Here is a 26004-nt window from a genome sequence, read left to right on the forward strand (position 1 = left end):
CAATGAGGGCGCCTTAAGGCGCCCTTTTTTATGCTACGACGTCACTATCCAATCCGATGTCCAAAGCGGTAACGGTATGCGTCAACCACCCCATCGAAATCGCATCAACACCTGTTTCAGCAATGCCTCGTGCTGTTTGCGGTGTAATGCCACCAGATGCTTCGGTCATAGCGCGTCCGTTCACGAGAGCCACAGCACGCCGCAATTGTTCAGGCGACATATTATCCAGCAAGAACACATCAGCGCCGCCAACGGATAATGCCTCTTCCAACTGCTCTAACGTATCTACTTCCAACTCAACTTTAAGCAGATGACCCGCGCGGCTTCGTGCCGCTTTCAATGCTGCGCTTACGCCACCACAGATCGCCAGATGATTATCTTTGATCAAAATTGCATCATCTAAACGCTGGCGATGGCCTGAACCTCCGCCTGCTTTCACAGCATATTTCTCAACAGCCCTCAGGCCCGGCGTAGTTTTGCGCGTGCAGCACACACGCACACCTGTTCCAGACACACGGTCCACAATATCTCTCGTGGCCGTTGCAACGCCGCTCAAATGAGACATCAAGTTCAATGCCGTGCGTTCCCCCGCAAGGACCGTAGACGCATGGGCCGTTACCGTCGCGATTACATCTCCCGGCTGGACGAATACACCATCAGCGACATGCGCCTCAAAGCCTGCATCCTGCTGTAACAGCGTAAACGCTAAGCGTGCCCCCGCTAATCCGGCGATAACACCGGGACGGCGTGCCCGAAAAACAGCCGTCAGCTTTTGTTCATTCAACCCAAGAACCTGAGAGGTGATATCGCCCCCAGAGCCCAAATCTTCACGCAATGCCAGTTCGACAACAGGCTGCCACATCAGGTCTGGTAAAAAAGCGGTCATGCTCATGACAAGCCAACTCCAAAGGATTTTAAATCCGAATAGGTCATTACGCGCCGTTCTGGCGTTTTTTGCTCGGGGTAATCGGTACGGTAATGCGCGCCACGGCTTTCCTGACGTAATAAAGCACCTGCCGCGAGAAAGGCAGTTACCAGTGCCGCATCATTCTTCTGCGCGTAGGGGGCGATCTGCTGCAAAAGCGCCTTTAACCCCGCTTCATCGCGCAATATCCCGGCATAGCGCACTAAATGCTCGGAGAGGTCAGGAGGTGTCGGCCCTTGGTAAGGCTCTACCATTTTACCGTGGGATAGCGCCCGAGAGGGTTCATGCTGGTTAATATCTTGAGCAGCCCACTGCCCGGTCAATACGGCCTCTAAAAGAGAATTACTGGCCAAGCGGTTCGCCCCATGCAGCCCTGTACAAGCCGCTTCACCACATGCCCATAGGCCGGGAATCGTTGTTCGCCCCGCCGCATCAACCGCTAATCCCCCCATGTGATAGTGCATGGATGGTTGTACAAGAATGGGCTGCTGATCAGGGTCTATACCGGCCGCATGACACGCGGCAGCAATACCGGGGAACTGCGTAGAGAATGGCCCCTTCGGCAAAGAGCGTGCATCTAAAAATACCTGATGCCCCGCCGCACGATGTGCAGCAATTGCCCGCGCGACAATATCTCGTGGCTGGAGTTCTTCGGTAAAGCGTTCTCCACGCTCATCTATCAGGCGTGCACCTGCACCGCGTACAGCCTCACTCACCAATGCCCTGCGCCCGTCCGGTAAAGGCATCGCTAACCCCGTAGGATGGAACTGCGTGAACTCCATATCCACAAGAGCAGCTCCAATACGCGCGGCCTGTGCCAATGGCAGCCCTTGCGCTTCCGCCGGGCATGTCGCCCCCGCAAAAAGCCCACCGATCCCGCCTGAAGCAATCAAACATTGTGTCGTTGGGATATATCCAGCCGTTGTGCGGACACCGCTTAACTCACCATTTTCCGTACAAAAACCAGAGAGAGCAACCTGCTCTAAAAGGGTGATCTGACCATGGTTTTTCACCCGCGCAATCAGAGGGCGCATAATGCCCGCCCCACTCCGATCACCATTCAGATGCAGAATACGAGGACGTGTATGTGCGGCTTCTAAATGCAAATCTGGATGTTCTGGGGTTCCCGCAAAGGACACACCCCAATCACGCAGTTGCGCAATGGCCGCTGGGCCTGCAGCCGTTATGCGTTGCACAACCTCTGCATCACATAATCCAGCCCCAGCGGCGAGCGTATCCTGTGCATGAAGGGCTGGACTATCATCTGGGCCTACGGCACTTGCGATTCCACCCTGAGCCAGCATAGAGGCGGCACCTTCCCCTAAAAGGGTTGGCGACAATACAACGCAGGGACGCTCAAGCTTCAGCGCAGCCACAAGCCCGGCGAGGCCTGCTCCGACAATCACTACATGACCCGCAAAAGCTGAAAGCGTGTGCATCATTGCACCTCTTAGACAGCTAACATCCGCTCAACGGCACGCCGGGCGGGAGCAATTAGCTCCTCTGGAATCGTAACCGGCGTTTCCAGATTTTCCAGCGTGGTACGAATATTCTTCAACGTAATACGCTTCATATGCGGGCACAGATTGCAGGGCCGCACAAATTCTGTTTCTGGGGCGAGGGTGGTCAAATTATCGCTCATGGAGCATTCCGTGACCAGCAGTGCTTTTTCTGGGCGCTTTTCAGCGACGAAATCGATCATACGCGCTGTAGATCCGGAAAAATCAGCCTCAGCCACAACCTCCGGTGGGCATTCTGGATGCGCAATGACCACCACACCGGGGTGCATACGCCGATACTGACGGATTTCCTGCGGTGTAAAGCGCTCATGCACCTCACATGAACCCGGCCATGTGAGCATTTTAATGCCTGTTTCTGCTTCGATATTCCGTGCCAAATACTGATCCGGGATCATAATCACCCGGTCAGTGCCTAGGCTCTCAACGATTTTTTTAGCATTACCTGAGGTGCAGCAGACATCACTTTCCGCTTTCACCTCTGCCGTGCTGTTTACATAGGTCACGACAGGCACACCGGGATATTCCCGGCGCATAGCACGCACGTTTTCAGCCGTGATACTTTCAGCCAACGAGCACCCTGCACGTTCATCTGGGATTAAAACAAGCTTCTCTGGGTTCAGCATTTTGGCTGTTTCCGCCATGAAATGCACACCCGCCATCACGATAATATCCGCATCCACATTCTGTGCTTCACGAGCCAGCGCGAGGCTATCTCCCTTAATATCCGACACACAGTGGAAAATTTCTGGCGTTTGATAATTATGCGCCAAAATCACAGCATTCTTCTCACGCTTTAGGCGCAAAATCGCTTCAATATCATCCGCAAACTGCTCTTCCCAATCTGCCCGATCCATCACACGGGACACAGGGGCATAAAGAGAATCTCGACTCTGAAGCGTAGAGGATACGGACATGACGGGCTCCCGTCCTTATTATGTTCAGATTGAGCATATAAACATCTCTACCCAAAAACAAAAGCCCTAAAGGCACGTCACACCATGATGTGATAAAGTTACGAAAGGATATTTACCCTCTGCAATCGGCCCATTATGCCCACACAATGAGTGCCATACTTCCAGCCAAACAAGAGTGAAAGCGCTCTATCATCCAACGGATAACGTCCGAAGTTTATGCTGCGTCCAATGCAGAAAGAGGCAAATTAGCGCCCATTAATGAGCATGATGCATGCTCGATATTCGCCAACCTATACAAGCGTGCAGGACGCCCCGCGCCAGCAGCATCATACTTCTCTGTCTCAATGACCAAATTCTGGTTTTGTATCAAACGTCTGAAGTTTTGCTTGTGCAGCAACTGCCCTGAAACGGCTTCCAGCGTTTCTTGAAGAAAACGAAGCGTGAACTCTTCTGGAACAAGGCGGAACAAAGCTGGGGTATAGCGACATTTAGCCCGTAAACGTCCGATTGCTGTTGCAAGAATACGCCGATGATCGCCCTGCATACCTTCCCCGGCCAGAAAAGGCTCAAAAGCATGAGGTGCTTCGGGTAATAAACCTGCTTCCCACATCATTTCATACCGGTCGAGCGCGCGCTCTCCATCCCATTCATAACCATTAAGACCAAAATGCCGCGCCACTCGTTCTCTGCGTGACAGGCAGTCCCCTGCCCAGCATTTCAAACGCTGCACAATGCGGCGTAACAAACTCTCTGCCGAAACAGAGCGACGGTCCTCCCATGGAAAATACCGGTACCACCCTCCCCAACCGACATGTGCCCGCGTCTCACGTGTCAAAGCCATATAGGACACACGCAGTAAACGCATTTGGTCTGCGGTCACTTCATCCCCAAACGTATAAAGCTGTTCAATATGCCCCAGCTTCACGCCCGTTTGTCGTTCAACCCAGCTCCGCATTCCAGCCTGCAACGTCCTATGCGTTGGCTCCAGAGGACCAGAAGGCAAAGAGACATCTGGGCAGACTGTTAAAACCTCGGGTCTGCCCTCCTGCACACGCAGCAATGCCGCCACAAGTTCAATCTGACATCCTGCCTGCATCATACCTCAACCCACTGATCTTCCCGCACTTTTTAAACTGTGAGTGTCATAAACACTATATTTTTTACAATTTTATCGCGTTTCATATTAAGTAATTTTAACTGTGCAATATGGTTCTCAATGCAGTATATTAATAAAAAATAAATATCACAAACAACCCTCCATAAGGAAAATAATCTATAACACTTTCTTATAGGATATATTCCATATGCGTTATATTGTACGATACTCTTCTCGTAAGAAGATAAATAAATCTATTGCACCAATAAAATACATCATTGGCATTTTCATATTATTTTGCTCATTAGGCCAAGCGTATGCGCAAGACCGCAGAGTGGTTACAAAGCCAGTGCTCCCGCATACTCTCTGCGCAATTTACACCCCATCTTCGACAGGCTCTCTCCAATCAGCGCTTGATTCATGCCCTGAGGGAAGCGCCCTGCATCTTAGCTCTGGCCACTACGAAAGCGGCCCTCTTACCATGCCATCTGGCGTCTTCTTATGGCTTGACCAAGGAGCTGTCTTAACCGCTTCAACCAACCCTGCACGTTATGATCAAGGCCGAAATCTCTGCGGTACGATTGACGCGCACGGCCATGGGTGCCGTCCCTTTATTCTTTTTAGCCAAACCTCTGGCGGTGGCATTTTTGGCCCAGGCATTATTGACGGCAATGGCGGCCAACCCATGACGGATACAGACGAAACATGGTGGCACTTAGCCCGACGAGCACAACGCGAAGAAGGCAAACAAAACGTACCTCGCCTCATTGTTGTGCAAGATGCGCAAAACATCACCTTTGCGCATCTTACTCTGCGTAATTCACCCAATTTCCACGTGACACTAGATCATGTCTCAGGTGCGACCTTTTGGGATGTCCGTATCGATACCCCCGAAGATGCCCGCAACACAGACGGTATCGACCCCGGCTCATCTGAGGACATCACCATTGCGCATAGTTTCATCCGCACAGGTGATGATAATATTGCCATCAAAGCCGGGCGAAACGGCCCCAGCCGTTATATCTCTGTGCTGGACAATCATTTTTATGCTGGCCACGGCATGTCTATCGGGAGTGAAACCTTCAACGGGGTCAGTCATGTTCTTGTGCGGAATCTGACCTTAGATGGCACCACGGCAGGGCTACGTATCAAAAGTGATAGCTCTCGCGGCGGACTAGTTGATGATATTCAGTATGACCATATCTGCCTACGCCATAATAAATGGCCCATCATGCTTGATACGCATTATGACCCGCACGCCTTCGGCTTTGATACGCCCCATTACCGCAACATCAACTTCAACGATGTTTATGGTGCAGATGGTGTTCTTCTCATACACGGCATTGATGATTCAAACCCGATAGAAGCCACGCTCTCTAACGTGATGTTCTTCGGTTCCGCAACATGGGATGTCCAATATGCTAAAATCACAGAGAGCAACGTTACCCCTGCCTTAAAAGAGCCCACTGCACAGCCGCAAATGCCTCAAACCCCTTGTGCGGATCAATGGGCCCCCTTCCCTGCATCACCCCCTGAACAATAAGCACGTAGAATACGCGTTCATTCTCCCCATGCGCGCAACAAGCCCTCACGGCTTTTGCGCACAACATCCACTAAATTATGATCATACACACTGTCAGGCACATCATTTGAAAATATCTCAACAGTACACGCCCCACGGAAACCCGCTTGATACGTAGCGTGTAATAGTTCTTTGAGAGGAATAGAGCCCTCTCCCGGAATCAGTCGATCCATCCCAGAATACGGCATACGCCAGTCTGATACCTGTAAAACGAATATTTTATCGCCTGCTGTGATAATAGACTGAGCGCAATCATTTTGCTGCCAGATATTCCAATAATCCAAGCATAACCCAAAAGCTGGGTGCGCAACGCCCTCTATCATCTCCAGCGCCTGATCAATCGTCCAGATCGCTGTCTCAATATTAACAGATATTGGGTTTAACGGCTCAATAGCAATCTTTACACCGAGATTATGGGCAATTGGTGCAAGGCGACGTACGTGCTTAACAGTTTCCTCAACCGTTTTCCGCATATTACCATTCTGTGGTGCGCCCGTATTCATCACAAAGGACGCGCCCTCTGCATATGGTGCTAAGCGGTGTAAACTCTGCTCAAAAGCCTTGACCCGCGCCTCAACATCCATTGGTTCAGGCGCCATTTTACTGCCAAAAAATGTTCTGATTTTTGGTTGGATCGCACTAATGGTAAGACCTGATTGGCGCGCATGCTTCAATTGCTCCACCGCCCGATCAGGGTCCAGTTTCGCTTCGCAGATCTCAATCGCATCGACACCCAAAGACGCATAATTCTGCACGTCTTCTTCGAAGGACCAAGGCTGCGTTGTGAATTCGTTCATACCGAATTGAAATGGAAAAGTGCTCATTTCTTTAAGAACCCAATGACCGTTTCATTGAACTTTTCTGTCTCATCAATAAAAATCATATGAGAGCTTTCCGTGAAACGAACCTCTTCACAATTCGGCATATTCTGCGCCACCCATGTCGGACCAGCAGGCACAAGAACCTGATCTTTTTCCGCAACCATCATCATACTCGGCAACGTCACATGCGGCAGTAAATCCCGCCAATCATGCACCGTATGATCTGCCATCATCGCTGCCCGCGCATAATCTGGACTAAGGGCCATCTCTGCTAAAAGCATGGTCTTTTCATCGTCTAACAGCGTGCTCGCACAACAGGCTTCCAAATTGCCTATATCAAACGTTTTTGGATCGAATGTTAATTTCTGAATGGTTTCCGCCAACCCTGCTTGATCATAACAGGCCGCATGACCATGCTTCCATTCCGATGAAAAATACTGGCGCGGCGTCTGCTGAACAAAAATAGCACTGCGCAGACGCTCTGTGCCGAACAGCTCAAGATACGACCAAATAATCGGGCAACCGATCGACCACCCCAAAACCGTCGCATCCTCAATATTAAGTGCTTCTAAAACATCACGTAAATCAGCGGCCAAGCGCGGAATACGGTATCCATGATCTGGTTTATCGGACTTGCCATGCCCTCTTAAATCAACCGTGATAACCTGAGCATGATTGGCAATTTCTGGAATATTTCGATGAAAGAAACGCCCTGAAAACGTCCACCCATGCAACATAACCAGCGGGCGCCCTGAGCCAAAGCTCTCATAATAAATATGCGTATTATCATTCGTCTTGATGTAGGGCACCGCGCGTAATCCTTCATAATCGATGACGGAAACGAAAGCGCTTAAACACGCGCTAGGTTGCGTGCCCAATAATCAAACTTATGGGCTGCTGCATCATATCAAGCAGCCCATAAGCACCTTCTGTCAGGACAGAAGTTCTTCACCAATATAATGACCTTTACGGCGGCCCGGGCATGCGAACAAACCACTCCCAATATGGGTTGTGAATTGGTTCATCATGTCGAACTTTGCCATACGTTCAAAAATCTTTGAGAAACCAGTCCGTGGGTCTTGCTGGTAGGACAAAAACAACAGACCAGAATCAAACTCATTTGCCTGACGCCAAGGTGGCCAACGCTCGGCGATGACACTCAAGCCATTTTCGTACGAATACGCCCGGCGCAGCATCTGTGCGCCACCGTTCTCTTCTGGTGCCGCCAAACGAGCATGTGAGTTTTGCGCCGTGATGGGGTTTCCATCATGATCCATTTGTTTGAGCGTCAGCGGCTCAAACTCATGCTTTCCACCCATTGGTGCGCCACTGATTTTTTGCCGCCCCATTGTCTGCTCTTGGAACGGGACATTCATCCGGTCCCAATGCTCTAGCGCAATACGGATGATACGCGCCACCAGATAGCTGCCGCCTGCCATCCACGCCTCATCATGTGGGCCAGCCCAAATATACTGATCCTTAACCTTAGAATCCGTCATATTTGGGTTGATGGTACCATCCTTGAACCCCATAAGATTCCGGGCCGTTTTGCCTTTACCAAAAGACGGCAAAAAACCGGACTGCGCCCAGCGAGGTTCCGCAATATCATAAGCAAGACGTGCGATTTGTCGGGCTGCATGGAACGCCGATTGTGGGTCATCAGCACAGCACTGAACAGACAGATCCCCGCCAGTCTTTGCCGCAATCAACTGATCACCCGTAAAGCGTGGCAGATCCGCCAAAGGTGCCGGACGGCGTGAAGCCAGACCGTAACGGTCTTTCCCATCCTTCACAAAAACACCCGGACCAAATCCAAAAGTAATCGTCAGATCTTTCTGAGACAAACCCAGAGCATCTTCAGAATCCACTATTCCTGGGATCGAGCGCCCTGCCATGAGTGCATCTGCCGCGTCTGTCCAGCGCTTCATAAGCGCCGCAACATCAGCTTTCTTTTCAGCAACCAAATCAAACGTAATAAAATACACAAATGGCTGCTGCGGCGTGTCAATTCCTGGCTGGTGCAGCACAGGAGCGCTCTGCAACTCCCCAGCCTCACCACGCAAAGTAGGGGCCGCTACAAGAGCCGCCCCTAACGTTGCTTCCAAGAAAAAACGCCTCGATAGTATTGGTTTCATAATCGAGACTTCTTCTCCTTAAGGGGTACTGATGTTCAACGTATTCATATCGTCTTCAACGTAATAGAAGCTTTTCCCATCAGGTGTCATTGCCAACCCAAATAGGTCTCCATTACCCGGTGGCTGTTGCGCTTGATCGTTATCAATCCACTGCGCATAAACTTGCTTTTTCGTCGCAGGATCAATTTCAACAACCTGACCATTACGCCCATTAGACACCAGCAAATGATGCCCTGGAACCCACATCATAGCCAATGGCCAGTTTAACAACCCACCACGAGAAATGATACGCCCAACAGCATCCCCACTACGGGTCACTGCGTCTGTACGTGTCAGAGCATTATCAATGGCCGTGACTTCTTCGTCATAACCATCCGTGACGTATAATGTGCCATCCGTGTCCAACGCCAAGCCGGTTGGGCCAAACAAAAAGTTGTCACGGTCAGCACGCGCAGAGAACCCACTTGCAACAACGGTTTGCTTATCCAAAATGGGAGGCTGACCTTGCGGAATACGCAGATCAAGGCGCAGAACCGTCGCTTTATTAATAATCGGCGGATAATGCGTTACGGGGTCTTTATAGTACGGACCCGGCAAATCATAACCAGACATTGAAATAAACAGCGTTGCGCTATCCCCGCGATCTAAAGCGGCAATATCACCCCAAGGGGCATTAATCAGCGGCCCCTTCCACGCGGTAACGTATTTTCCCTTTGTATCGAGAACAATCAAACAGCCATCACCCTTGGTCAGAGTGGAGCCATCTTTACTCGGTGCGCTACCAACAATCACCCAACCGCTTTTCAGAACGGTTAGAGCCGTCGTCAGACCAACACCACCGGGACATGCTGGCAAATTAGCCGGCAAACTCGCAAACTCCGAGATATTTCCCGTTTCTGGATGGTAGGCTACGATCGTTGTGCCTGTGCCCTGCAAGTTCGTGATGTTGTTGAAGTTCGTCACCAACACATCATTTTTGTGCAGCACGCCACTATCCTGCGGCATCACAAAAATAGCGTACGGGTTCAGATCACCATTACCGGGGCTTGTTGATGCCAGCGTTGCATGCCGGTGAATACTTTCCAAAAACCCACGCGGCTCTGCCTGTGCAGTTCCCAAAAAAGAGGAGCAAGCGAGACCAACAGCCGCTAACGTTTTAAACGATAAAAAACGCATCATAAAATCCTTACAGAGCAATGTTCGTGCGGAGACCAAAAATAGCCGCATCATGAACACGACGGTTCGGGTTGGTAACGTTTGGGACACCACCAGAAGGATTAAAGATATACTGGAAGTCTGGTTGTATCTGTAACCAACCCGTATATTGGAATTGATACGTCGCTTCTACGTAGGTCTCACCTGTTTGTGCAGGAGAGTATATCCCTTGATAATACGCTACAGCTTTATCATTCTTCGCTAAAGCGTGACTGACATGCGTATAACCCATGCCAATGCCGAATGTATCATCCGTACGGTACGGCAGTGGATCCTTAAACGTAAAACCAAAATTCATGCTGAAATCAACAGGAACACGTGAGGATTGCGGCGTTCCCATCACACGACCAAACACGTTGAACGTACGGTTCGGGTCAAAGTGACTACGCCACAGCATTTGATCCATAACAGCATAAAGCGAAAACGCACCACGATGCGCTAAAGCATTACCATTACTATTCGGTGACGCCAGCGGCGTGTATGTATTGTCCAAATACTGATCTGCAAATGGCTCAGAGTTATACCATCCACCTAAACGATAGACATGAGACAGTGGCTCTACCTCATCCGGGGAGACCATCGCACCAAGGGCTGGATAAACATATTGCAACTCTGCAATAGCCATAACACCCTTATTCAATGGGAAGCTCGTGCCGGATGCGTTCGTCTTCTGTGGATCACCATCCAGATTACGCGTTGGGCTGCCGCTATATACACCGCCAATCAAATAAAGAGGTGTAGCCAGCCAATAACGTCCACGCACACCAAGAGCAGATAGCGGATAAGCAGGTCCACCACCTGGCAAATCAGCCGATGGCAGCATAGGCCAGCCAAACATTGTGTTGGCAAAAACGAGCGCATTGCTGCTGACCATATATTCTTGGTCAAGGCTCTGCTGGCCAACCTTAATATCAAGCTTTTGCTGATCTAAGAACTTTTGATCAAACCACAATTCCCACAAACGGGTTGAACGGTCTGCTTCAATACCACTCACCGTCTGCAAAACCTGCAGATTATCAGCACTCAAACTCCGCCCGTGAATTTGTTCCATACTAACGTTGAACGTGCCACCGTACCAACCAAAAGCACGCTGCGTATTCACCTGCAAAGCCGCTTGAAACAAGCCATTATAATCAGCACCGCGACGGCTACCACCGCTCACATTGCCGAAAACTTCTGACGTTTCCTGCATAGCCAAAACAGCACCATACTTCCCAAGCTCAGGGCGTAAACCCCACATATCACCTAAGAAATTGGCCGTACGACGCCAATTAGACAAAAAGCCAAAAACACCATTGGAAGATTCATCAGCGGCTTCAGCAGCATTTCCAATGTTCATGCGCGGCGGTACGGCACGTGCTGTCTGTCCAGCAAACATAACCAAAGCCGTACCCGCTAAAAGCATCCGTCCAGCGTGAGAAACACATCTCACCGGGCCACGCCCCTTTAAAATTGAATATGTCATGATCTCTCAATCTATGAAAATGAGAATAACTCGCACATGTTTCATACATAAAATTTTCGTGCATTCCAGAAATATTTTGTTGTGAATTTGTTGCTTATTGAAAATAGTGTGCAAAAAAACACAAAAAAACCCGCACACAAGCTGCGTGCGGGCGAAAATGTCACAGTGTCTAAAAAAGAGCTGATTACGCTCTATAACGGAAAAACCTTAGCCAGCTGCGCGTGTCGTCACACCTAAACGATACCCTTCAGCCTTCAATGCTTTGATCGCAGCCTCAGAATATTTCGCCGTCAGACCACTAACTGAACCAGCAGCACACCAGAACTCCAACGTCACAGCAATATTACCCGGCTTTGCTTGGAAAGACACGCCGGCAGATGCTGGATCCAAAATCTGGTCATCCCCCTGCAACAATCCTTCCAAAATAGAACGGGCCTTATCCGTATCATCCGTATAATCAATCATCACAGAGACGGCTGCCAAACGGCGTTCACCCTGCGTATTATTGATCACGATATTGTTCGATAGCGTACCATTTGGCACATAAATGACGGCATTGCTGGAATCACGCAGCACTGTACGGAACATCTCAATAGAGATCACCTTACCCGTGCTTCCACCAGCCGTAATGGAATCACCAATTTTAAAAGGCCGGAACAGCAGGATCAAAACACCGCCGGCAAAATTCGCCAAGCTACCCTGCAGAGCCATACCAACAGCCAAGCCAGCTGCACCCAACACAGCAACGAATGACGTCGTGGCAATGCCAACCATTGATGCAACGCTGATCAAAAGCAGCGCCTTTAACAGCATCCCAACAACGCTATTCAAAAACCCACGCAACGTCGGTTCAAGATGACTTGCCGCCATCATCCGATCCATGGTCCGCGTGACCATGTTGATGATCTTCCAACCAATCAACAAGACAACAAGAGCGAGAGCCACTTTACTTAGATAGCTTACGATAACAGGGATCCATTCGTGGAATTGATCCCACAATGAAGCAACATGATTTCCCATAAACTTTCCTCATACATCCATGATAGACGGCACATGTGTGCATACCCGCAGATATCTTAAAACGCCTTCGCGTTCCGTTTAACCAGCAGAAAGCAGCACTTCTTTTACAAAATGCGTCATCGTGTTCATGAGATACAAAGACTATGCTTCGCAAAATGTTGCATTTTATCGTGTAAGATAACGATAAAATCGTAAGTGATTTTATTTTTTAAGGAATTTATTCCTCATAATCATAAAGACATTTATATGCCAATATGATGGTGTCCCGTACGGGATTCGAACCCGTGTTGCCGCCGTGAAAGGGCGGTGTCCTAGGCCTCTAGACGAACGGGACTGGAGGCGTGAGTGGGTGTATAAGGGGGCAGCGTCCCCCCGTCAAGCACTAATTTAAACTTTTTCGACATCAGCGAGAAAAAAAGTGACATTTTCTCGTCCTTGCCAGTTTTCCGGGCGTAATTGGCCTGCCACATGGAGCAAAGGCATGCTGCGATCTTCCAACGTCGCAGCAAAATCGCTGTCCCCCGCACGAAAGAGCAATCCTTTTAAGGTTGTGCCCCCATCTTCACCACGTAGCAAAACGCGCATCGTATTCCCGTCTCGGCCAATCCGGTCGGCTTTTACACAGCGCACATTCTGCACAACCAAAATTGGCTCTTCATTCCCCGGACCAAAGGGAGATAGACGCGCCAGTTGCTTAGCAACATCCAACGATGCACCACGAACCGTTACAACACCATCAACACGCAAAGCATCCCGGGATGGCAAATTCCGCGCGGCAGCCAGCTCTTGATCTAACAATGCATGAAACGCGCTTACTTTATCCTCAGCAACGGAGAAACCTGCCGCCATAGCGTGGCCGCCCCCCGTCAAAAGTACACCTGCTTGCCGCGCGGCAATAATAGCTGCCCCTAGGTCCAAACCGGGCACTGAACGCGCTGACCCTTTTACCACCCCTTCATTCAAGGCTCCTACCAAAGCAGGCCTATTGAATTTTTCCTTCAGACGCCCCGCAACAATGCCGACCACCCCGGGGTGCCAACCGCCTTGATGCAAGAAAATCACCGCATGCCCTGCCTGAACTTGGCGCGCGGCATGCTCCATCGCATATTCTAGTATATCACCCTCAACCGTCTGCCGCTGACGATTAACCTGATCCAACTCTTCTGCCAGTTGTCGTGCAACTTCTGCATCTTCTGAGAGCAATAAGGTTAAACCCAAATCTGCCTTGGCAATACGTCCACCAGCATTAATACGCGGCCCAAGTGCAAAGCCACAGGACATCGCACTGGCATCTTCACGCACCCCAGCAACAGAAGACAGCGTTACCAGCCCCAAACGCTCACCACGCGCCATCACTTTCAGGCCCTGCTGAACAAAAGCACGGTTCAAACCAACCAACGGCATCACATCACAAATCGTTGCCAAAGCTGTCAGGTCCAAAGCTCTGATCAAACTGGGTTCATGATGCTCCTCAAACCAACCCGAACGACGCAATACGCGCGCAACGGCCGTCATGGTCATAAACACCACAGCAGCAGCACAAATGGACCCAAGCCCCGACTGACAATCTAAACGGTTAGGATTCACCACAATACAATGCGGCAAAACCGCACCGTCAGGCTTATGATGATCCAGAACAATCACCTCTGCCTTCTGTGCTACGTCATTCAAGACCTGAATGGCCGCAGTTCCACAATCGATGCACACGAGCACCTTCGCCCCGCGATCAATCATGCCTTCTAGCGCTGCACTATTCGGGCCATAACCTTCCGTAATGCGGTCTGGGATATGCGTCTGCACAACACAGCCTAACTGACGCAAAAAATCTGCCATAAGTGCTGTGCCACACGCACCATCGACGTCGTAATCGCCAAATAAACCAATCGGCTCCCGCGCACGCACCGCTGCGGCAAGACGCTCCGCCGCGCGGTCCATATCCATCATACAAGACGGATCTGGCATCAGATCACGCAGACGTGGCGTTAAAAAAGCATCTGCCGTTTCTGCTGTAATGCCACGAGCCGATAAAATACGTGCCAAAAGCTCTGGAATACCAAGCCGCTGCGCCATACCCAACGCAACACGATGTTCTTCATGACCAAGTGACGCATCACGCCATACCCATTGCCGCCCCCCTACGCTGTGTTCAACGCCGAGGACGCAATTTGCTGTTTCTGTCATGTTACCCGATTTCAGTCTAAACCATGCGCTCCAAGGCGCCGATCATGTAAACTTTCAATATAACGCACCGTGCCTGTGAGTGAACGCATCACCAACGAGTTTGTCCTGACACGATGGGTCCCCACACCTTGTACGCCACGCAATAAAGGTCCTGTCGTTACCCCTGAGGCACAAAACAAAACAGGTCCTGAAGCCATATCATCTAGGAAAAGACGCCGTGCAGGGTCACGGCCCTTTGCCATCTCTTGAGCCCGCTGGCGCTGCACATCATTTTCGAACAAAAGACGCCCTTGCATTTGCCCACCAACACAACGCAAAGCCGCCGCAGCCAAAACACCCTCTGGAGCACCACCAGACCCGGCGTAAAGATCAACGCCCCCCTCAGGCAAACAAGCTGCAATCGATGCCGCGACATCACCATCCGTCACAAGCATCACGCGCGCACCGGCTTCACGCGCATGCGCAATTAATGCCTCATGCCGTTCACGATCCAAAGCACACAAAACCAGCTCAGAAATATCTTTTCCTTTTGCCTTTGCTAAGGACCTTAAATTGGATTGGATCGGTGCATCCAAATCGACCACATCATCTGGCAGGTCCGGACCAACAACAATCTTTTCCATGTAAACATCAGGGGCATGCAAGAAGCGACCACGCTCAGCCAAAGCCACAACGGTCAAAGCGCTAGGTAAACTCCGGGCACATAAATTCGTGCCCTCCAATGGATCCACAGCGATATCCATCGCCGGACCACCACATCCAACACGCTCCCCAATATACAACATGGGGGCTTCATCCATCTCACCTTCACCAATGGTCACAACACCATCGATCGACACCGTATCAAACGCTGCGCGCATCGCTTCAACTGCGGCACCATCCGCCTCGTTCTTGCACCCACGCCCGGTCCAGACGGCAGCAGCAATCGCCGCGGCTTCTGTAACGCGCACAAGTTCTAAAGCAAGATTACGGTCTTTCGGATAATCCGGTGGAGCGATGCGCGCGGCGTTCATTGCAGACTATCCTCAATTTTCAACACCAACGGCGCTCCATTGACCGTTGGCAAAGCAGACAAACCTGCCACTGCTTCCTGAACGGCACGCTCCGTCACACGGTGCGTTACCAGCGCAACATGCGCACGACCCGGCGCTGCTTCATGCTGGGAAACCAAATGCACTGATACATCATGGTCACGCAGAACAGAGGTCAATCCGGCCATCGTACCAGAACGATCAGCCACATCTAGACGCACATAGAAAGCACTCTCCACGTCATCCAATGGCGCACAATCAATCACATCCGGCACATCTGCAACGCCCCAAACCGGCAAAGATGCCCCACGCGCTACATCAACCAAATCCGCGACAACAGCACTCGCCGTTGGGCCTTCACCGGCACCACGCCCAGAAATCGTCATCGGGCCGGAGAAAGGACCAAACGTTGTGACGGCGTTAAATACACCTTCAACAGACGCTACCGGCACCGATACAGGCACCATGCACGGACGCACCCAAGCCTCAAGCGGCTTACCCTCTTGCTGACGTGCCAGCCCTAACAGCTTGATGCGATAACCAAGTTCCGTCGCGAAGCGCAAATCCGCCGACGTCACGTCCCGAATACCGTGCACCGAAAGACTGTCAAACCGGATTGGACGGAAAGCGATCCCCGCCAAAATAGCCAATTTATGCGCAGCATCCCATCCATCGACATCTGTGGAAGGCTCTGCTTCTGCATAACCTTTAGCCTGTGCTTCAGCCAGAACATCCGCGAAGTCACGACCTGTCGCACGCATTTCGGTCAGGATGTAATTACACGTCCCGTTCAAAATGCCACCGACACTCTCCAAACGGTCTGCTGCCAAAGCTTCACGCACCAGCTTGATCGCGGGGATACCGCCCGCAACAGCAGCTTCATAAAACAACGTTGTATTGTGCTTTGAAGCCAATGCTGTGAGGGCACCACCATGCAAAGCAACCAAGGCTTTATTGGCCGTGACAACAGGTATCCCACGTGCGAGCGCAGCTTCGACCATCGCACGAGCAGAACCTTCTGAACCGCCAATCAATTCAACAGCAACATCGATCTCTGCATCTTGCGCTAAGGCAACAGGGTCATCATACCACCGCAAACCATCCAGCGAGACACCACGATCCCGCGTGCGGCTGCGTGCGCTCACAGCCACAACCTCAATCGAGCGGCCACCACGCGCCGTTAACTCCGCAGCATGCGCCCGCAGAAGTTTAATAACGCCAACACCAACCGTGCCAAGGCCCGCTAGGCCAATACGTAATGGTTTCATGATGATACCACCTTTGATCCTGTATCTGCCGAAGACATGTCCGCTGGGCGGCTTATTCCATGTCGGCTCATAAATCCTTTGATGGAGCGCGTTGCTTGACGCAAACGCTGCGTATTTTCCACCAACCCAATGCGCACAAAGCCTTCGCCATACTCACCAAAGCCTAAACCCGGTGCAACGGCAACGCCGGCTTCCTTCATCAATAATTTTGAGAACTCAACACTGCCCATTTCGGTGAATTTCTCCGGAATAGGCGCCCATGCAAACATGGACCCTTCTGGCGTTGGCACATCCCAACCTGCAGCATGCAACCCACGCAGCAAAACATCACGCCGATCACGATAGAGGTTACGCATATCATTCACGTAATCTTGCGGCCCATTCAACGCAGCAACTGATGCCACTTGAATGGGGGTAAAGGCGCCATAGTCCAAATAAGACTTAATCCGCGTCAGTGCCTGAATAAGCCGAGGATTACCAACAGCAAATCCCATACGCCAACCCGCCATAGAATACGTCTTAGACATAGACGTGAACTCTACCGCAACATCCTTTGCGCCGGGCACAGACAAGATCGAAGGCGGTGGCGTATCACCAAAATAAATCTCGCTATACGCAAGATCAGAGAGGATCCAGACCCCTTCACGGCGAGCAAAGGTGACCAACTCTTTGTAAAAATCAATATCTGCTAAAAATGCCGTCGGGTTAGACGGAAAATTGACAATAAGAGCTGTAGGCTTTGGCACAGAATGCTTCACAGCACGATACAACGCCCGCAACATATCCTCATCTGGCGTTGCCGGAATAGAACGCACAGAAGCACCCGCAATCATAAAACCGAACTGATGAATGGGGTATGATGGGTTCGGCACCAGAATAGTATCACCCGGACTGGTGATCGCCGATGCCAGATTAGCCAACCCCTCTTTGGAGCCCAGTGTCACGATCACTTCCGTTTCCGGGTCAACCTTCACACCAAATCGGCGTTCATAATACGCTGCCTGTGCACGCCGTAGCCCAGGGATCCCTCGGCTCACTGAATAACCATGCACACGCGGATTATTCAGTGTTTCCACCAATTTCTGCGTTACGTGTTCCGGCGGCTTTGAATCCGGGTTTCCCATCCCAAGGTCAATAATGTCCTCACCGGCCGCACGGGCGGCTGCCTTGGCCTTGTTCACTTCAGCGAACACATAAGGGGGCAGGCGGCGGATACGATGGAACTCTTCAGTCATGACCAGCTCAAAGTTAGCAAATTGAATGGACCAACGACGATAGACAGGTTTTCACAGAAGCGAAACAGCCTTACTGCGCAATACGAACCCGCACCCCATCACCAATAGCTTCTCCTGACAGATCAATGACACTTTGCGGCACACCTTGCGCGATCAAACCACGTGCCACCACTTGTGCCCGTAAAAGCCCCAGTGAGACCTCACGAACCTGATCTGCCGGTGCCAATCCAGCATCAGCGCTCATTGCCGCACCAAATCCCAAAATTTTAACGCGCTGACCGTGACGCTGCCCAGCAATATGCTGATAGGCTGACTGAGCATCACCAACGACCTGATCCGTCGCGACCTGAAAACGAATAAGCGTTCCTTCCGGTGTAGCCGCATTGATCTCCGGCAATACCGCCTGTGATGTGCCGGCCGTCATAGGCACAGAGAAACCCGGAAACGAGACAGGCACAGGAGGAGCACTCACCATCTCTGGCAAAGCACCTGAATTCACTGAGGTTTTCGCTACAAATTTTGGCATCACCGCCTCAGAGTGCTGCGGCACCGAGGCCACTGATGGAGGCGCTTTCTGGTCCGTCGCAGCCCCCATCGTAGCATTATTATCCGTCTTCACCGTTGGTGGTGGCGCTGATTTTGGGACGGTCGGTAATGGTCCCTGTGCCGCACTTGCACGCTGTGCGAGGTTACGGTCCATTTCCAATTGCTGCGTTTGCAATTCACGCGCTGCCGGAGAGGGCAAATCAGGCGCTTCCGTTGGTGTTTTGCTCACTAAAGGATAAGGCTCACTTTGTCCCGGCGGTGGTGCACGCAACTGTGCAATCTCACCACCCTCAAAATTATGCCACCACTGATTAGTCGTCTCGACACCATCTTGATGCGCACACCCCGCCAGCCCTAACAGGAAACCACCGACCACAATTCCGTGTTTTCGTCCAAGCACTGCCGCGACCCCGCTCTTGTTTTGGCTCAACCCAAAGATGAAATTCTATGAAACCTAGCCTCTCTCGTCCTTCATGGCGAGACTTCGTGCACTGTCGGGCTTGGCACCGAGGCAAACGAGGCGCAGGATAGGGGAAGAAGACGCTGGACCACTATAATCTATCAAGGACATCACACGCATGACCTTCCGACGCTTTGACGAAGAAACCGACGCCCCCGAAAAAGAGGACATCAAAGCCTCAGCCGGGCCCGAACTAGAAAACCGGTTGTTTGACCAACGCAAAGTGCTGATTTTCGGCGGGATCAACGATAAGCTTGCCCGTGAAGTCACCGGCCGCCTCTTGGCTCTCGCTGGCGATTCCAACAAACCCATCGACGTTTACGTCAATTCACCCGGCGGCCATGTCGAAAGTGGTGACACGATCCATGACATGATCCGTTTTGTGGATTCTGTCGCTCCCATCAACATGATTGGCACGGGCTGGGTCGCTTCTGCTGGTGCGCTTATTTATGCGGCTGGCCGACCAGAACGCCGTGTCTGCTTGCCCAATACACGCTTTCTGCTCCATCAACCGATGGGTGGCGTGCGCGGTCCCGCAACTGATATCGACATTGAAGCGCGCGAAATCATCAAAATGCGCGAACGCCTCAACCGCCTCTTCGCGCGGGAAACAGGGCAAGAATACGCAAAAGTTGCGAAAGATACGGACCGTAACTACTGGATGTCTGCCGAAGAGGCGATCGAATACGGCCTTGTAAACCGTATCATTTCCTCTGCCACTGACCTCACCTAACGCTCAACGACTTAGGAGCACGGCGCATGAACAATGCGCCGCGAAAACACGCCATGACCAGCGCGCCTCAAACGTCACTCAAAAGCGCCAAATCGATCGAAGAGATCTATTCTCATCTGCCTGATGCCCCATCGCAGAAAACGCTCGAACGCGTTGATTATGAGGCGCGCCACTGGAGCAGTGACATCCCCGGCCCCCTAAAGCCCGGCACTGATGAACATAAGCGGGCAACCGCGCAAATGTTCCGCGATACATTTAATCCTTACAAACCTTCGGTCATTCCTTGGCCGGAGCTTGACCCCGTTACATTGCACCGCATTACCTCTCTTCCAATTTGGGATATTGCCGTGCAAACGGAGGGCAAAGCACGCTTACGCATGGCCGCTTATGCCGCCATGATTGATGACCCAGAGATGAAAGACGCACTCTCCCGCAATGCATGGGAAGAGAACCGTCATAAAGAAGTGCTGTCCAAGCTGGTTGAAGCCTACAAGATTAAAATGGCCCCAGAGCCAGAATATAAAGAACCTAAAGACACAGAATGGGCCTATCTGGTCACAGGCTTCTCCGAATGTGTTGATAGCTTCTTTGCGTTTGGACTTTTCGCACTCGCCGAACGCTCAGGTCTCTTCCCACTCGAACTGATCGAAACATTTGAGCCTGTCATGCAGGAAGAGTGCCGCCATATCTTACTGTTCGCCAACTGGCTCGCATGGCATCGTGCGGTCATGCCATTCTGGAAACGCCCATGGTTTGAACTGCGCGTGATCGGTGTTTGGCTGTTCTTAGCCTATGAACGTATGGGACTGGCGCGCTCCATGGATGATAATGGTGAAGAACATACGCAAGACAATAACTTCACGGTAAACGGTGCAAAAGATGTCACGAATATCGACATCAAAGTGCCTGAACTGATGCAGCTTTGCCTTGATGAAGATGCCCGCCGTTTCTCCGGTTATGACGTGCGCCTCAAACGCCCAACCACCACCCCAGCCATTGCCCGCGTCATCATTAAAGGGGCAAAGCTATGGGACAAAGCACAAACCCGGTTTGGAAAGCGTAAAGCCGCAGCCTAACCGTTCCCCAAGGGAGAGCACTATGTCTGTGATTGAAGCCGGTTCAGAAACGCATAAACGGTTTTTCTGCCAGCAATTCATCGACACTCATCAGGTGTTTGATCCAGAAAGCCTCCCTTGGCCTGCTTTATCTGAGGAAGACCTCGCTAAGCTGCGTGCCGTCCCTTTCTGGCAAGAAGTGTATCATACAGAGCGCCGGGCCGGTGCCATTGTCGATGCTTTCACACCACAGATTAAAGATCCAATCGTAAAAGAAGCCGTTGCCTTGCAGGGGCTAGAAGAAGCACGTCATGCCAAACTTATTCAGGTCATGATCGAGCGTTATGGGTTAGATGCACACCCCCAGCCCTTAGAAGCTTTTCCAGATGATCTTGAAACAGCCTTTATCGATTTCGGTTTTGGGGAATGTCTGGATGCTTTTTTAGGGTTTGGTGCATTCAAAACAGCACGACAATCACGTTTTCTGCCCGAAGCCATGTTTGAAATTTTTGATGTGCTCATGTTTGAAGAAACACGGCATATCGTGTTCTTCATCAATTATATGGCATGGCGTGAACGACAAAAAGGCTTAGGAAACGCCCGGCGCCAACTCAAAACCTTACGCTTTTATGGACGTGCGGCAAAACGTCTCTTCGGTATGGCGAAACGTGGACAGGACGCAAATGACGGGAAAGATTTTGCCGTTACACAAACCAACCTGTTCCTCGATGGTTTTTCATTCCGTGGTTTTGTTGAAGATTGCTACCGTGAAAATGCCCGGCGCATGCAAGCCTTTAACCCATCCCTTATGCAGCCTCGGCTACTACCGGGAATTGCAGATCTCGCTTTACGTGGTTTGAAAGTTTGGGATCATACTCGCCCTTTTCTAAGACGAAAAAGCTCGTAACCACGCGAAGGTAGCACATCACTCGGCCATCTACTCTCCACATACGCCATGGCGCCTAGAACACTAGGGCCATAATACTCTTACTCGCGTAATCGTGCAGTCCTTCACAAAGATCGTGATCCCTCCACTCTAAACATGAGGCGTAACAAAACCGTCTAAGCGAAGGCTGAAACGGATCTCCCTCATGTATATTGGTATTGATGCTGGCACCTCCGGTTTAAAAGCCATTTTGGTCGATGAACAGCAACACGTCCTTGCGAACCGCACCGTTAAACTCTCCGTCCAATCCCCCCATAATGGCTGGAGTGAACAAAACCCAGAGCACTGGTGGGAGGCTCTTCTAGAAGCTCTTGATGGGTTAAAAGAAGATGCTCCACAAGCAATGGCGCAAGTGAAAGGCATCGGTCTCTCTGGGCAGCAACATGGCGCTGTCTTATTAGGGGCTCAGGATCAGGTGTTACGACCCTGTATTCTTTGGAATGATGTGCGGTCAGATACCGAATGCCGCACCTTTGAACATGCCTTCCCGCAAAGTCGCGCTGTTTGCGGCAATATCGCAATGCCTGGCTTCACCGCACCTAAACTTTTATGGGTGCGTAAACACGAACCAGATATTTTTAAAAATGTCCGTCACGTTCTGCTGCCAAAAGCATGGCTGAGATTTAAACTCTGTGGCGAGAAAATCGAAGACATGTCCGATGCGTCAGGGACGCTCTGGTTAGATGTCGGGCAGCGCAAATGGTCTGATGCCGCTTTGGATGCCACAGGATTAAGCCAAAAGGCTATGCCACGCCTCTGTGAAGGCACTGACGCCGCAGGAACCCTCTCAGCGTCCTTAGCCGCCCGCTGGGGCATAGAGCACCCACCACAGATTGCAGGCAGTGCAGGGGATAATGCGGCATCAGCGGTAGGATTAGGCGCTGTGCGAGCGGGAGATGCATTTTTATCCCTCGGCACCTCTGGAGTTCTATGGTGCACCACAGATCGCTTTCGTCCCAACACACAGAGCGCCATCCACGCCATGTGCCATGCTCTGCCGCAAACATGGCATCAAATGGGCGTCACACTGTCTGCAGCTTCCTCACTGGCATGGTGGGCCGACATTAATCATTGCGATGTTAGCACGTTATTATCGGAACTGCCGGATCATGTGGATCGTCCCTCCCGTGCACTGTTCCTACCTTACCTAAACGGTGAGCGTACACCCTATAATGACGGTCATGTTCGAGGGGCTTTTCTAGGTCTTGATCGTTCCTTAGCACGCCCTGAACTCACACAAGCGGTTCTCGAAGGCGTAGCTCATTCTTTTCGTGATGCGTTAGATGGCCTGCATGACGCAGGCTCCATGCTGCGCTCAGCCGATGTTATTGGCGGTGGCTCGCGCAGTCGTTTATGGATTTCAATCCTAGCTTCTGTTTTGGACCTCCCTTTGAACCGACTAGCCCATGGTGAACAGGGAGGAGCTTTTGGTGCTGCGCGGTTAGCACGACTATCCGTAACACAAGAAGACATTAGCAACATCTGTCTGCCACCATTACGGGCAGAAACACTTATGCCTGATCCATCGCTTCGTGATGCCTACGCTCAATCTCAGGAGCGTTATCGTGCAGCGTACCCCTTACTCAAAGAGATTAGTAACGCCAACCATGGTGTACCACATCACGCTGGGCCCCATGGCCATCATTATGGCCATAGCTATGGTCGTCGTGCCGATCTTTGAATGTCTTTGTACATGCAAGCCTATCGCCAAGACGGTTTGAAGAGACTATGGCTCCCCAAAAGGAATCGAGTCTCTCCTGACTTTAACCCTGTCAGTACAGTGTTCGAGTACTGGGGTACATGGGGACGGTACTGCCTTACCGTAGACGAGTACCGAGTACTGGGGATGAGTGGGTACACCTCTCTGCAATGGGGATTGTACACACCCCCTCTGTGGGTAAAACGGGATAGAATCATGCAGCCCGCATTTTTCCTATCGTGTAGAGTTGTACACACTGTGCGTAAGCTGGGGTACATTCTCTGAAAGCCGGGTACCCCAAGTACCACAGGGTTCTATAATCCCAACAGGATTTCTTTCTTTTATTATTCATGGTTAGTGAGCGTTATGAATTCATTTCGTTCCACTGATTCCGCATTGAAAGCTTGTGATGTGACTGGTTCAGCCTCTGTCGAAAAAAAACTCATAAGAACACTCAAAGGCGAAGCAGTATGGCCACCACCAATGTGGTTAATGCGACAAGCTGGACGATATTTGCCTGAATTCCGCGCTTTGCGCGCACAAGCGGACTTTTTAACACGGTGTACAACACCGGATATTGCAGAAGAATTAACCTTACAGCCTATCCGACGTTATGGCATGGATGGTGCTATTCTATTTTCAGATATTCTCATTTTGCCGTGGGCTATGGGGCAATCATTAGAATTTATTGAAGGCCGTGGCCCCGTACTAGAGCCTATTCGGTCAGAACACGATTTAGCTCGTTTAGATCCTGCACGTATTGCAGAGATTACCGCTCCTATTCGTGAAACATTAACGCGTTTGACGAAGTCTTTACCAAAAGAAACAACTTTATTAGGCTTTGCAGGCAGTCCTTTTACTGTTTCTTGCTACATGGTTGAAGGTGGTGGGTCACGAGATTTTGCAACAACACGTAAAATGATGTTGGAAAACCCATTATTATTTGATCGTTTAATTGATATTCTTGTTGAACAAACTGCTGAGATGCTTTTTGGACAAATCGAAGCGGGCGCTGAAGCTGTTATGCTCTTTGATTCATGGGCAGGTTTACTACCTCCTTCAGCTTTTAGACGTACAGTTATTGAACCTACCCGACGGATTGTTTCTATTTTACGAGGGCGTTACCCTGAGATTCCTATTATTGGGTTTCCTCGCTTAGCTGGTGTTATGGCTGTTGAATATGCTCAAAAAACAGGCATAGGCACTTTGGCACTTGATACGAGTGCTGACCTTGTACAGATTTCTGATCTTCTGAATAAACATGCCCCTCATGTCACATTACAAGGCAACTTAGACCCGACAATCTTGTTTTCAGGCGGAAAGGCAATGGTGCAAGAGGCACAGTCTATTTGTCATTCTTTGCGTCATCGTTCACATGTTTTTAATCTTGGACATGGTGTGATGCAGCATACACCTCCAGAACACGTGGCAGAACTTGTTGCAGCGGTAAGGTCTTTATGACGGCACTTGATCCTTCTGGCAGCTTAAAACTCATCATTTTTGATTGTGATGGTGTTTTAGTGGATAGTGAGGTTGTATCTTGTCAGGCTACAGCGCAGTTTGCGCGTAGCTTAGGCTTATCAATCTCGGATGATGAGGCGCATAAACGTTTTATAGGCATGGCTTTGCCGGATGTCGTGCGAGATTTGGAAGCAGAATTAGGACATTCACTTCCAGAAAATACGGCGTTCATTTTACGTCAAAATCTTGTACAGATTATGGAAAAAATGGCAGAACCTGTAAGTGGTTCTCCTAAAATGCTTGAAGAAATACGGCGTTTGCGAATGCCGGTTCGTGTTGGATCAAATTCATCTGTCCAAGAGATGGAAGCAAAGTTTACACGAACGAATATGACGCAATTTTTCCCAGAAAACCGCATACATTCAGCAAATGACATGGGAGAACCAAAGCCATCACCTGCCGTGTATCTGTACGCCGCACAGCAGGAGGGGCAAGCGCCAGAAAACTGCCTTGTTATTGAAGACAGTGACCCTGGAGCAGAGGCAGCTTGGAAGGCTGGTATGAGCTGTGTTTTGCTAAGGGAAGACGGTAAGCCTTTACCTGCCTTTTGGCCGCAGCCTGGCTTTGTGCGGATATCGCATATGTCTGAACTCGCCCCCTTAGTGGAGCGTGTACTGCAAAGCCAAGCATCGTGAT

Annotated in this window: 22 protein-coding genes and 1 tRNA gene; 7 read left to right on the plus strand and 16 right to left on the minus strand. The window is 50.7% G+C overall.

The genetic code is table 11. From position 1 onward, the window contains the following. Window positions 1-28: 28 nt before the first annotated feature. The 4 genes from nadC to KB213_RS02465 form a co-directional block, all read right to left on the minus strand. Window positions 29-892 carry a carboxylating nicotinate-nucleotide diphosphorylase gene (nadC, locus tag KB213_RS02450; protein WP_211680464.1) on the minus strand — a complete coding sequence of 288 codons (864 nt, stop codon included), beginning with the start codon at window positions 890-892 and terminating at the stop codon, window positions 29-31. Beyond that, entirely contained in the window at window positions 889-2367 is a 1479-nt protein-coding gene (locus KB213_RS02455) for an L-aspartate oxidase (protein WP_211680465.1), read from the minus strand. The genes nadC and KB213_RS02455 overlap by 4 nt, the downstream gene beginning before the upstream one ends. Window positions 2368-2375: 8 nt before the next feature. Continuing rightward, window positions 2376-3359: a quinolinate synthase NadA gene (nadA, locus tag KB213_RS02460; RefSeq protein ID WP_211680466.1), complete on the minus strand. Its 984-nt coding sequence runs from the start codon at window positions 3357-3359 to the stop codon at window positions 2376-2378. A gap of 214 nt (window positions 3360-3573) precedes the next feature. After that, window positions 3574-4458 carry an NUDIX hydrolase gene (locus tag KB213_RS02465; protein ID WP_211680467.1) on the minus strand — a complete coding sequence of 295 codons (885 nt, stop codon included), beginning with the start codon at window positions 4456-4458 and terminating at the stop codon, window positions 3574-3576. A 478-nt stretch (window positions 4459-4936) separates the two neighbouring features. Here KB213_RS02465 and KB213_RS02470 point away from each other — a divergent pair, with 478 nt between their 5' ends. Continuing rightward, window positions 4937-5998: a glycoside hydrolase family 28 protein gene (locus tag KB213_RS02470; protein ID WP_211680468.1), complete on the plus strand. Its 1062-nt coding sequence runs from the start codon at window positions 4937-4939 to the stop codon at window positions 5996-5998. Window positions 5999-6015: 17 nt separating this feature from the next. Here the strand turns inward: KB213_RS02470 and KB213_RS02475 are convergent, their stop codons facing one another. The 12 genes from KB213_RS02475 to KB213_RS02530 all read right to left on the minus strand — a co-directional run bounded on the left by KB213_RS02475 (window position 6016) and on the right by KB213_RS02530 (window position 19354). After that, complete coding sequence (locus KB213_RS02475) at window positions 6016-6861, minus strand: sugar phosphate isomerase/epimerase family protein (protein WP_211680469.1); 846 nt, start codon at window positions 6859-6861, stop codon at window positions 6016-6018. Beyond that, on the minus strand, window positions 6858-7667 hold the full coding sequence (locus KB213_RS02480; RefSeq protein ID WP_211680470.1) for an alpha/beta fold hydrolase: 810 nt from the start codon (window positions 7665-7667) through the stop codon (window positions 6858-6860). Before KB213_RS02480 ends, KB213_RS02475 begins: the two co-directional genes overlap by 4 nt. Before the next feature lie 123 nt (window positions 7668-7790). Further along, window positions 7791-8993 carry a Dyp-type peroxidase gene (locus KB213_RS02485; RefSeq protein WP_211680471.1) on the minus strand — a complete coding sequence of 401 codons (1203 nt, stop codon included), beginning with the start codon at window positions 8991-8993 and terminating at the stop codon, window positions 7791-7793. Window positions 8994-9011: 18 nt separating this feature from the next. Then, window positions 9012-10172 (minus strand): YncE family protein, encoded by a 1161-nt coding sequence (locus tag KB213_RS02490; protein WP_249110138.1) that lies wholly within the window; start codon window positions 10170-10172, stop codon window positions 9012-9014. Window positions 10173-10179: 7 nt separating this feature from the next. Continuing rightward, window positions 10180-11673 carry a carbohydrate porin gene (locus KB213_RS02495; RefSeq protein ID WP_211680472.1) on the minus strand — a complete coding sequence of 498 codons (1494 nt, stop codon included), beginning with the start codon at window positions 11671-11673 and terminating at the stop codon, window positions 10180-10182. A 207-nt stretch (window positions 11674-11880) separates the two neighbouring features. After that, the gene (locus tag KB213_RS02500) at window positions 11881-12693 is read right to left on the minus strand and encodes a mechanosensitive ion channel family protein (protein WP_068171438.1); all 813 of its coding nucleotides are present in this window, start codon (window positions 12691-12693) and stop codon (window positions 11881-11883) included. Window positions 12694-12951: 258 nt separating this feature from the next. Continuing rightward, window positions 12952-13027 (minus strand) — tRNA-Glu (locus tag KB213_RS02505). A 53-nt stretch (window positions 13028-13080) separates the two neighbouring features. Continuing rightward, entirely contained in the window at window positions 13081-14874 is a 1794-nt protein-coding gene (gene recJ, locus KB213_RS02510; RefSeq protein ID WP_211680473.1) for a single-stranded-DNA-specific exonuclease RecJ, read from the minus strand. Between the two features lie 11 nt (window positions 14875-14885). Next, complete coding sequence (glpX, locus tag KB213_RS02515; RefSeq protein ID WP_211680474.1) at window positions 14886-15887, minus strand: class II fructose-bisphosphatase; 1002 nt, start codon at window positions 15885-15887, stop codon at window positions 14886-14888. Beyond that, complete coding sequence (locus KB213_RS02520) at window positions 15884-17173, minus strand: homoserine dehydrogenase (protein WP_211680475.1); 1290 nt, start codon at window positions 17171-17173, stop codon at window positions 15884-15886. Before KB213_RS02520 ends, glpX begins: the two co-directional genes overlap by 4 nt. Then, complete coding sequence (locus tag KB213_RS02525) at window positions 17170-18408, minus strand: LL-diaminopimelate aminotransferase (RefSeq protein ID WP_211680476.1); 1239 nt, start codon at window positions 18406-18408, stop codon at window positions 17170-17172. Before KB213_RS02525 ends, KB213_RS02520 begins: the two co-directional genes overlap by 4 nt. A gap of 70 nt (window positions 18409-18478) precedes the next feature. Further along, on the minus strand, window positions 18479-19354 hold the full coding sequence (locus KB213_RS02530) for a hypothetical protein (RefSeq protein WP_346266652.1): 876 nt from the start codon (window positions 19352-19354) through the stop codon (window positions 18479-18481). A gap of 178 nt (window positions 19355-19532) precedes the next feature. Here KB213_RS02530 and KB213_RS02535 point away from each other — a divergent pair, with 178 nt between their 5' ends. The 6 genes from KB213_RS02535 to KB213_RS02560 all read left to right on the plus strand — a co-directional run bounded on the left by KB213_RS02535 (window position 19533) and on the right by KB213_RS02560 (window position 26003). Continuing rightward, complete coding sequence (locus KB213_RS02535) at window positions 19533-20147, plus strand: ATP-dependent Clp protease proteolytic subunit (RefSeq protein WP_211680477.1); 615 nt, start codon at window positions 19533-19535, stop codon at window positions 20145-20147. A 53-nt stretch (window positions 20148-20200) separates the two neighbouring features. Next, window positions 20201-21223 carry a ferritin-like domain-containing protein gene (locus KB213_RS02540; protein WP_211680573.1) on the plus strand — a complete coding sequence of 341 codons (1023 nt, stop codon included), beginning with the start codon at window positions 20201-20203 and terminating at the stop codon, window positions 21221-21223. Window positions 21224-21245: 22 nt separating this feature from the next. Continuing rightward, window positions 21246-22109, plus strand: coding sequence for a hypothetical protein (locus tag KB213_RS02545; RefSeq protein WP_211680478.1), 864 nt, complete (start codon window positions 21246-21248; stop codon window positions 22107-22109). A gap of 184 nt (window positions 22110-22293) precedes the next feature. Continuing rightward, window positions 22294-23829 carry a xylulokinase gene (xylB, locus tag KB213_RS02550; RefSeq protein WP_211680479.1) on the plus strand — a complete coding sequence of 512 codons (1536 nt, stop codon included), beginning with the start codon at window positions 22294-22296 and terminating at the stop codon, window positions 23827-23829. Between the two features lie 384 nt (window positions 23830-24213). Continuing rightward, a complete protein-coding gene (gene hemE, locus KB213_RS02555; protein WP_211680480.1) occupies window positions 24214-25308 on the plus strand; it encodes a uroporphyrinogen decarboxylase in 1095 nt (364 codons plus the stop codon). Continuing rightward, window positions 25305-26003 carry an HAD family hydrolase gene (locus KB213_RS02560; RefSeq protein WP_211680481.1) on the plus strand — a complete coding sequence of 233 codons (699 nt, stop codon included), beginning with the start codon at window positions 25305-25307 and terminating at the stop codon, window positions 26001-26003. The genes hemE and KB213_RS02560 overlap by 4 nt, the downstream gene beginning before the upstream one ends. Window position 26004 lies beyond the last annotated feature (1 nt).

Origin of the sequence: Neokomagataea anthophila (assembly GCF_018122595.1) — a bacterium.
GTDB lineage: Bacteria > Pseudomonadota > Alphaproteobacteria > Acetobacterales > Acetobacteraceae > Gluconobacter > Gluconobacter anthophilus.

What these genes read in the sequence shown, in the direction of transcription:
- KB213_RS02470 (WP_211680468.1), top strand. Translation starts at nt 4,937, where the DNA reads ATGCCATCTGGCGTCTTCTTATGGCTTGACCAAGGAGCTGTCTTAACC.
- KB213_RS02500 (WP_068171438.1), bottom strand. Translation starts at nt 12,693, where the DNA reads ATGGGAAATCATGTTGCTTCATTGTGGGATCAATTCCACGAATGGATC.
- KB213_RS02560 (WP_211680481.1), top strand. Translation starts at nt 25,305, where the DNA reads ATGACGGCACTTGATCCTTCTGGCAGCTTAAAACTCATCATTTTTGAT.
- KB213_RS02485 (WP_211680471.1), bottom strand. Translation starts at nt 8,993, where the DNA reads ATGAAACCAATACTATCGAGGCGTTTTTTCTTGGAAGCAACGTTAGGG.
- KB213_RS02520 (WP_211680475.1), bottom strand. Translation starts at nt 17,173, where the DNA reads ATGAAACCATTACGTATTGGCCTAGCGGGCCTTGGCACGGTTGGTGTT.
- KB213_RS02545 (WP_211680478.1), top strand. Translation starts at nt 21,246, where the DNA reads ATGTCTGTGATTGAAGCCGGTTCAGAAACGCATAAACGGTTTTTCTGC.
- recJ (WP_211680473.1), bottom strand. Translation starts at nt 14,874, where the DNA reads ATGACAGAAACAGCAAATTGCGTCCTCGGCGTTGAACACAGCGTAGGG.
- KB213_RS02525 (WP_211680476.1), bottom strand. Translation starts at nt 18,408, where the DNA reads ATGACTGAAGAGTTCCATCGTATCCGCCGCCTGCCCCCTTATGTGTTC.
- KB213_RS02455 (WP_211680465.1), bottom strand. Translation starts at nt 2,367, where the DNA reads ATGATGCACACGCTTTCAGCTTTTGCGGGTCATGTAGTGATTGTCGGA.
- KB213_RS02475 (WP_211680469.1), bottom strand. Translation starts at nt 6,861, where the DNA reads ATGAGCACTTTTCCATTTCAATTCGGTATGAACGAATTCACAACGCAG.
- hemE (WP_211680480.1), top strand. Translation starts at nt 24,214, where the DNA reads ATGAATTCATTTCGTTCCACTGATTCCGCATTGAAAGCTTGTGATGTG.
- nadC (WP_211680464.1), bottom strand. Translation starts at nt 892, where the DNA reads ATGAGCATGACCGCTTTTTTACCAGACCTGATGTGGCAGCCTGTTGTC.
- nadA (WP_211680466.1), bottom strand. Translation starts at nt 3,359, where the DNA reads ATGTCCGTATCCTCTACGCTTCAGAGTCGAGATTCTCTTTATGCCCCT.
- KB213_RS02465 (WP_211680467.1), bottom strand. Translation starts at nt 4,458, where the DNA reads ATGATGCAGGCAGGATGTCAGATTGAACTTGTGGCGGCATTGCTGCGT.
- KB213_RS02495 (WP_211680472.1), bottom strand. Translation starts at nt 11,673, where the DNA reads ATGACATATTCAATTTTAAAGGGGCGTGGCCCGGTGAGATGTGTTTCT.
- xylB (WP_211680479.1), top strand. Translation starts at nt 22,294, where the DNA reads ATGTATATTGGTATTGATGCTGGCACCTCCGGTTTAAAAGCCATTTTG.
- KB213_RS02535 (WP_211680477.1), top strand. Translation starts at nt 19,533, where the DNA reads ATGACCTTCCGACGCTTTGACGAAGAAACCGACGCCCCCGAAAAAGAG.
- KB213_RS02540 (WP_211680573.1), top strand. Translation starts at nt 20,201, where the DNA reads ATGACCAGCGCGCCTCAAACGTCACTCAAAAGCGCCAAATCGATCGAA.
- KB213_RS02490 (WP_249110138.1), bottom strand. Translation starts at nt 10,172, where the DNA reads ATGATGCGTTTTTTATCGTTTAAAACGTTAGCGGCTGTTGGTCTCGCT.
- glpX (WP_211680474.1), bottom strand. Translation starts at nt 15,887, where the DNA reads ATGAACGCCGCGCGCATCGCTCCACCGGATTATCCGAAAGACCGTAAT.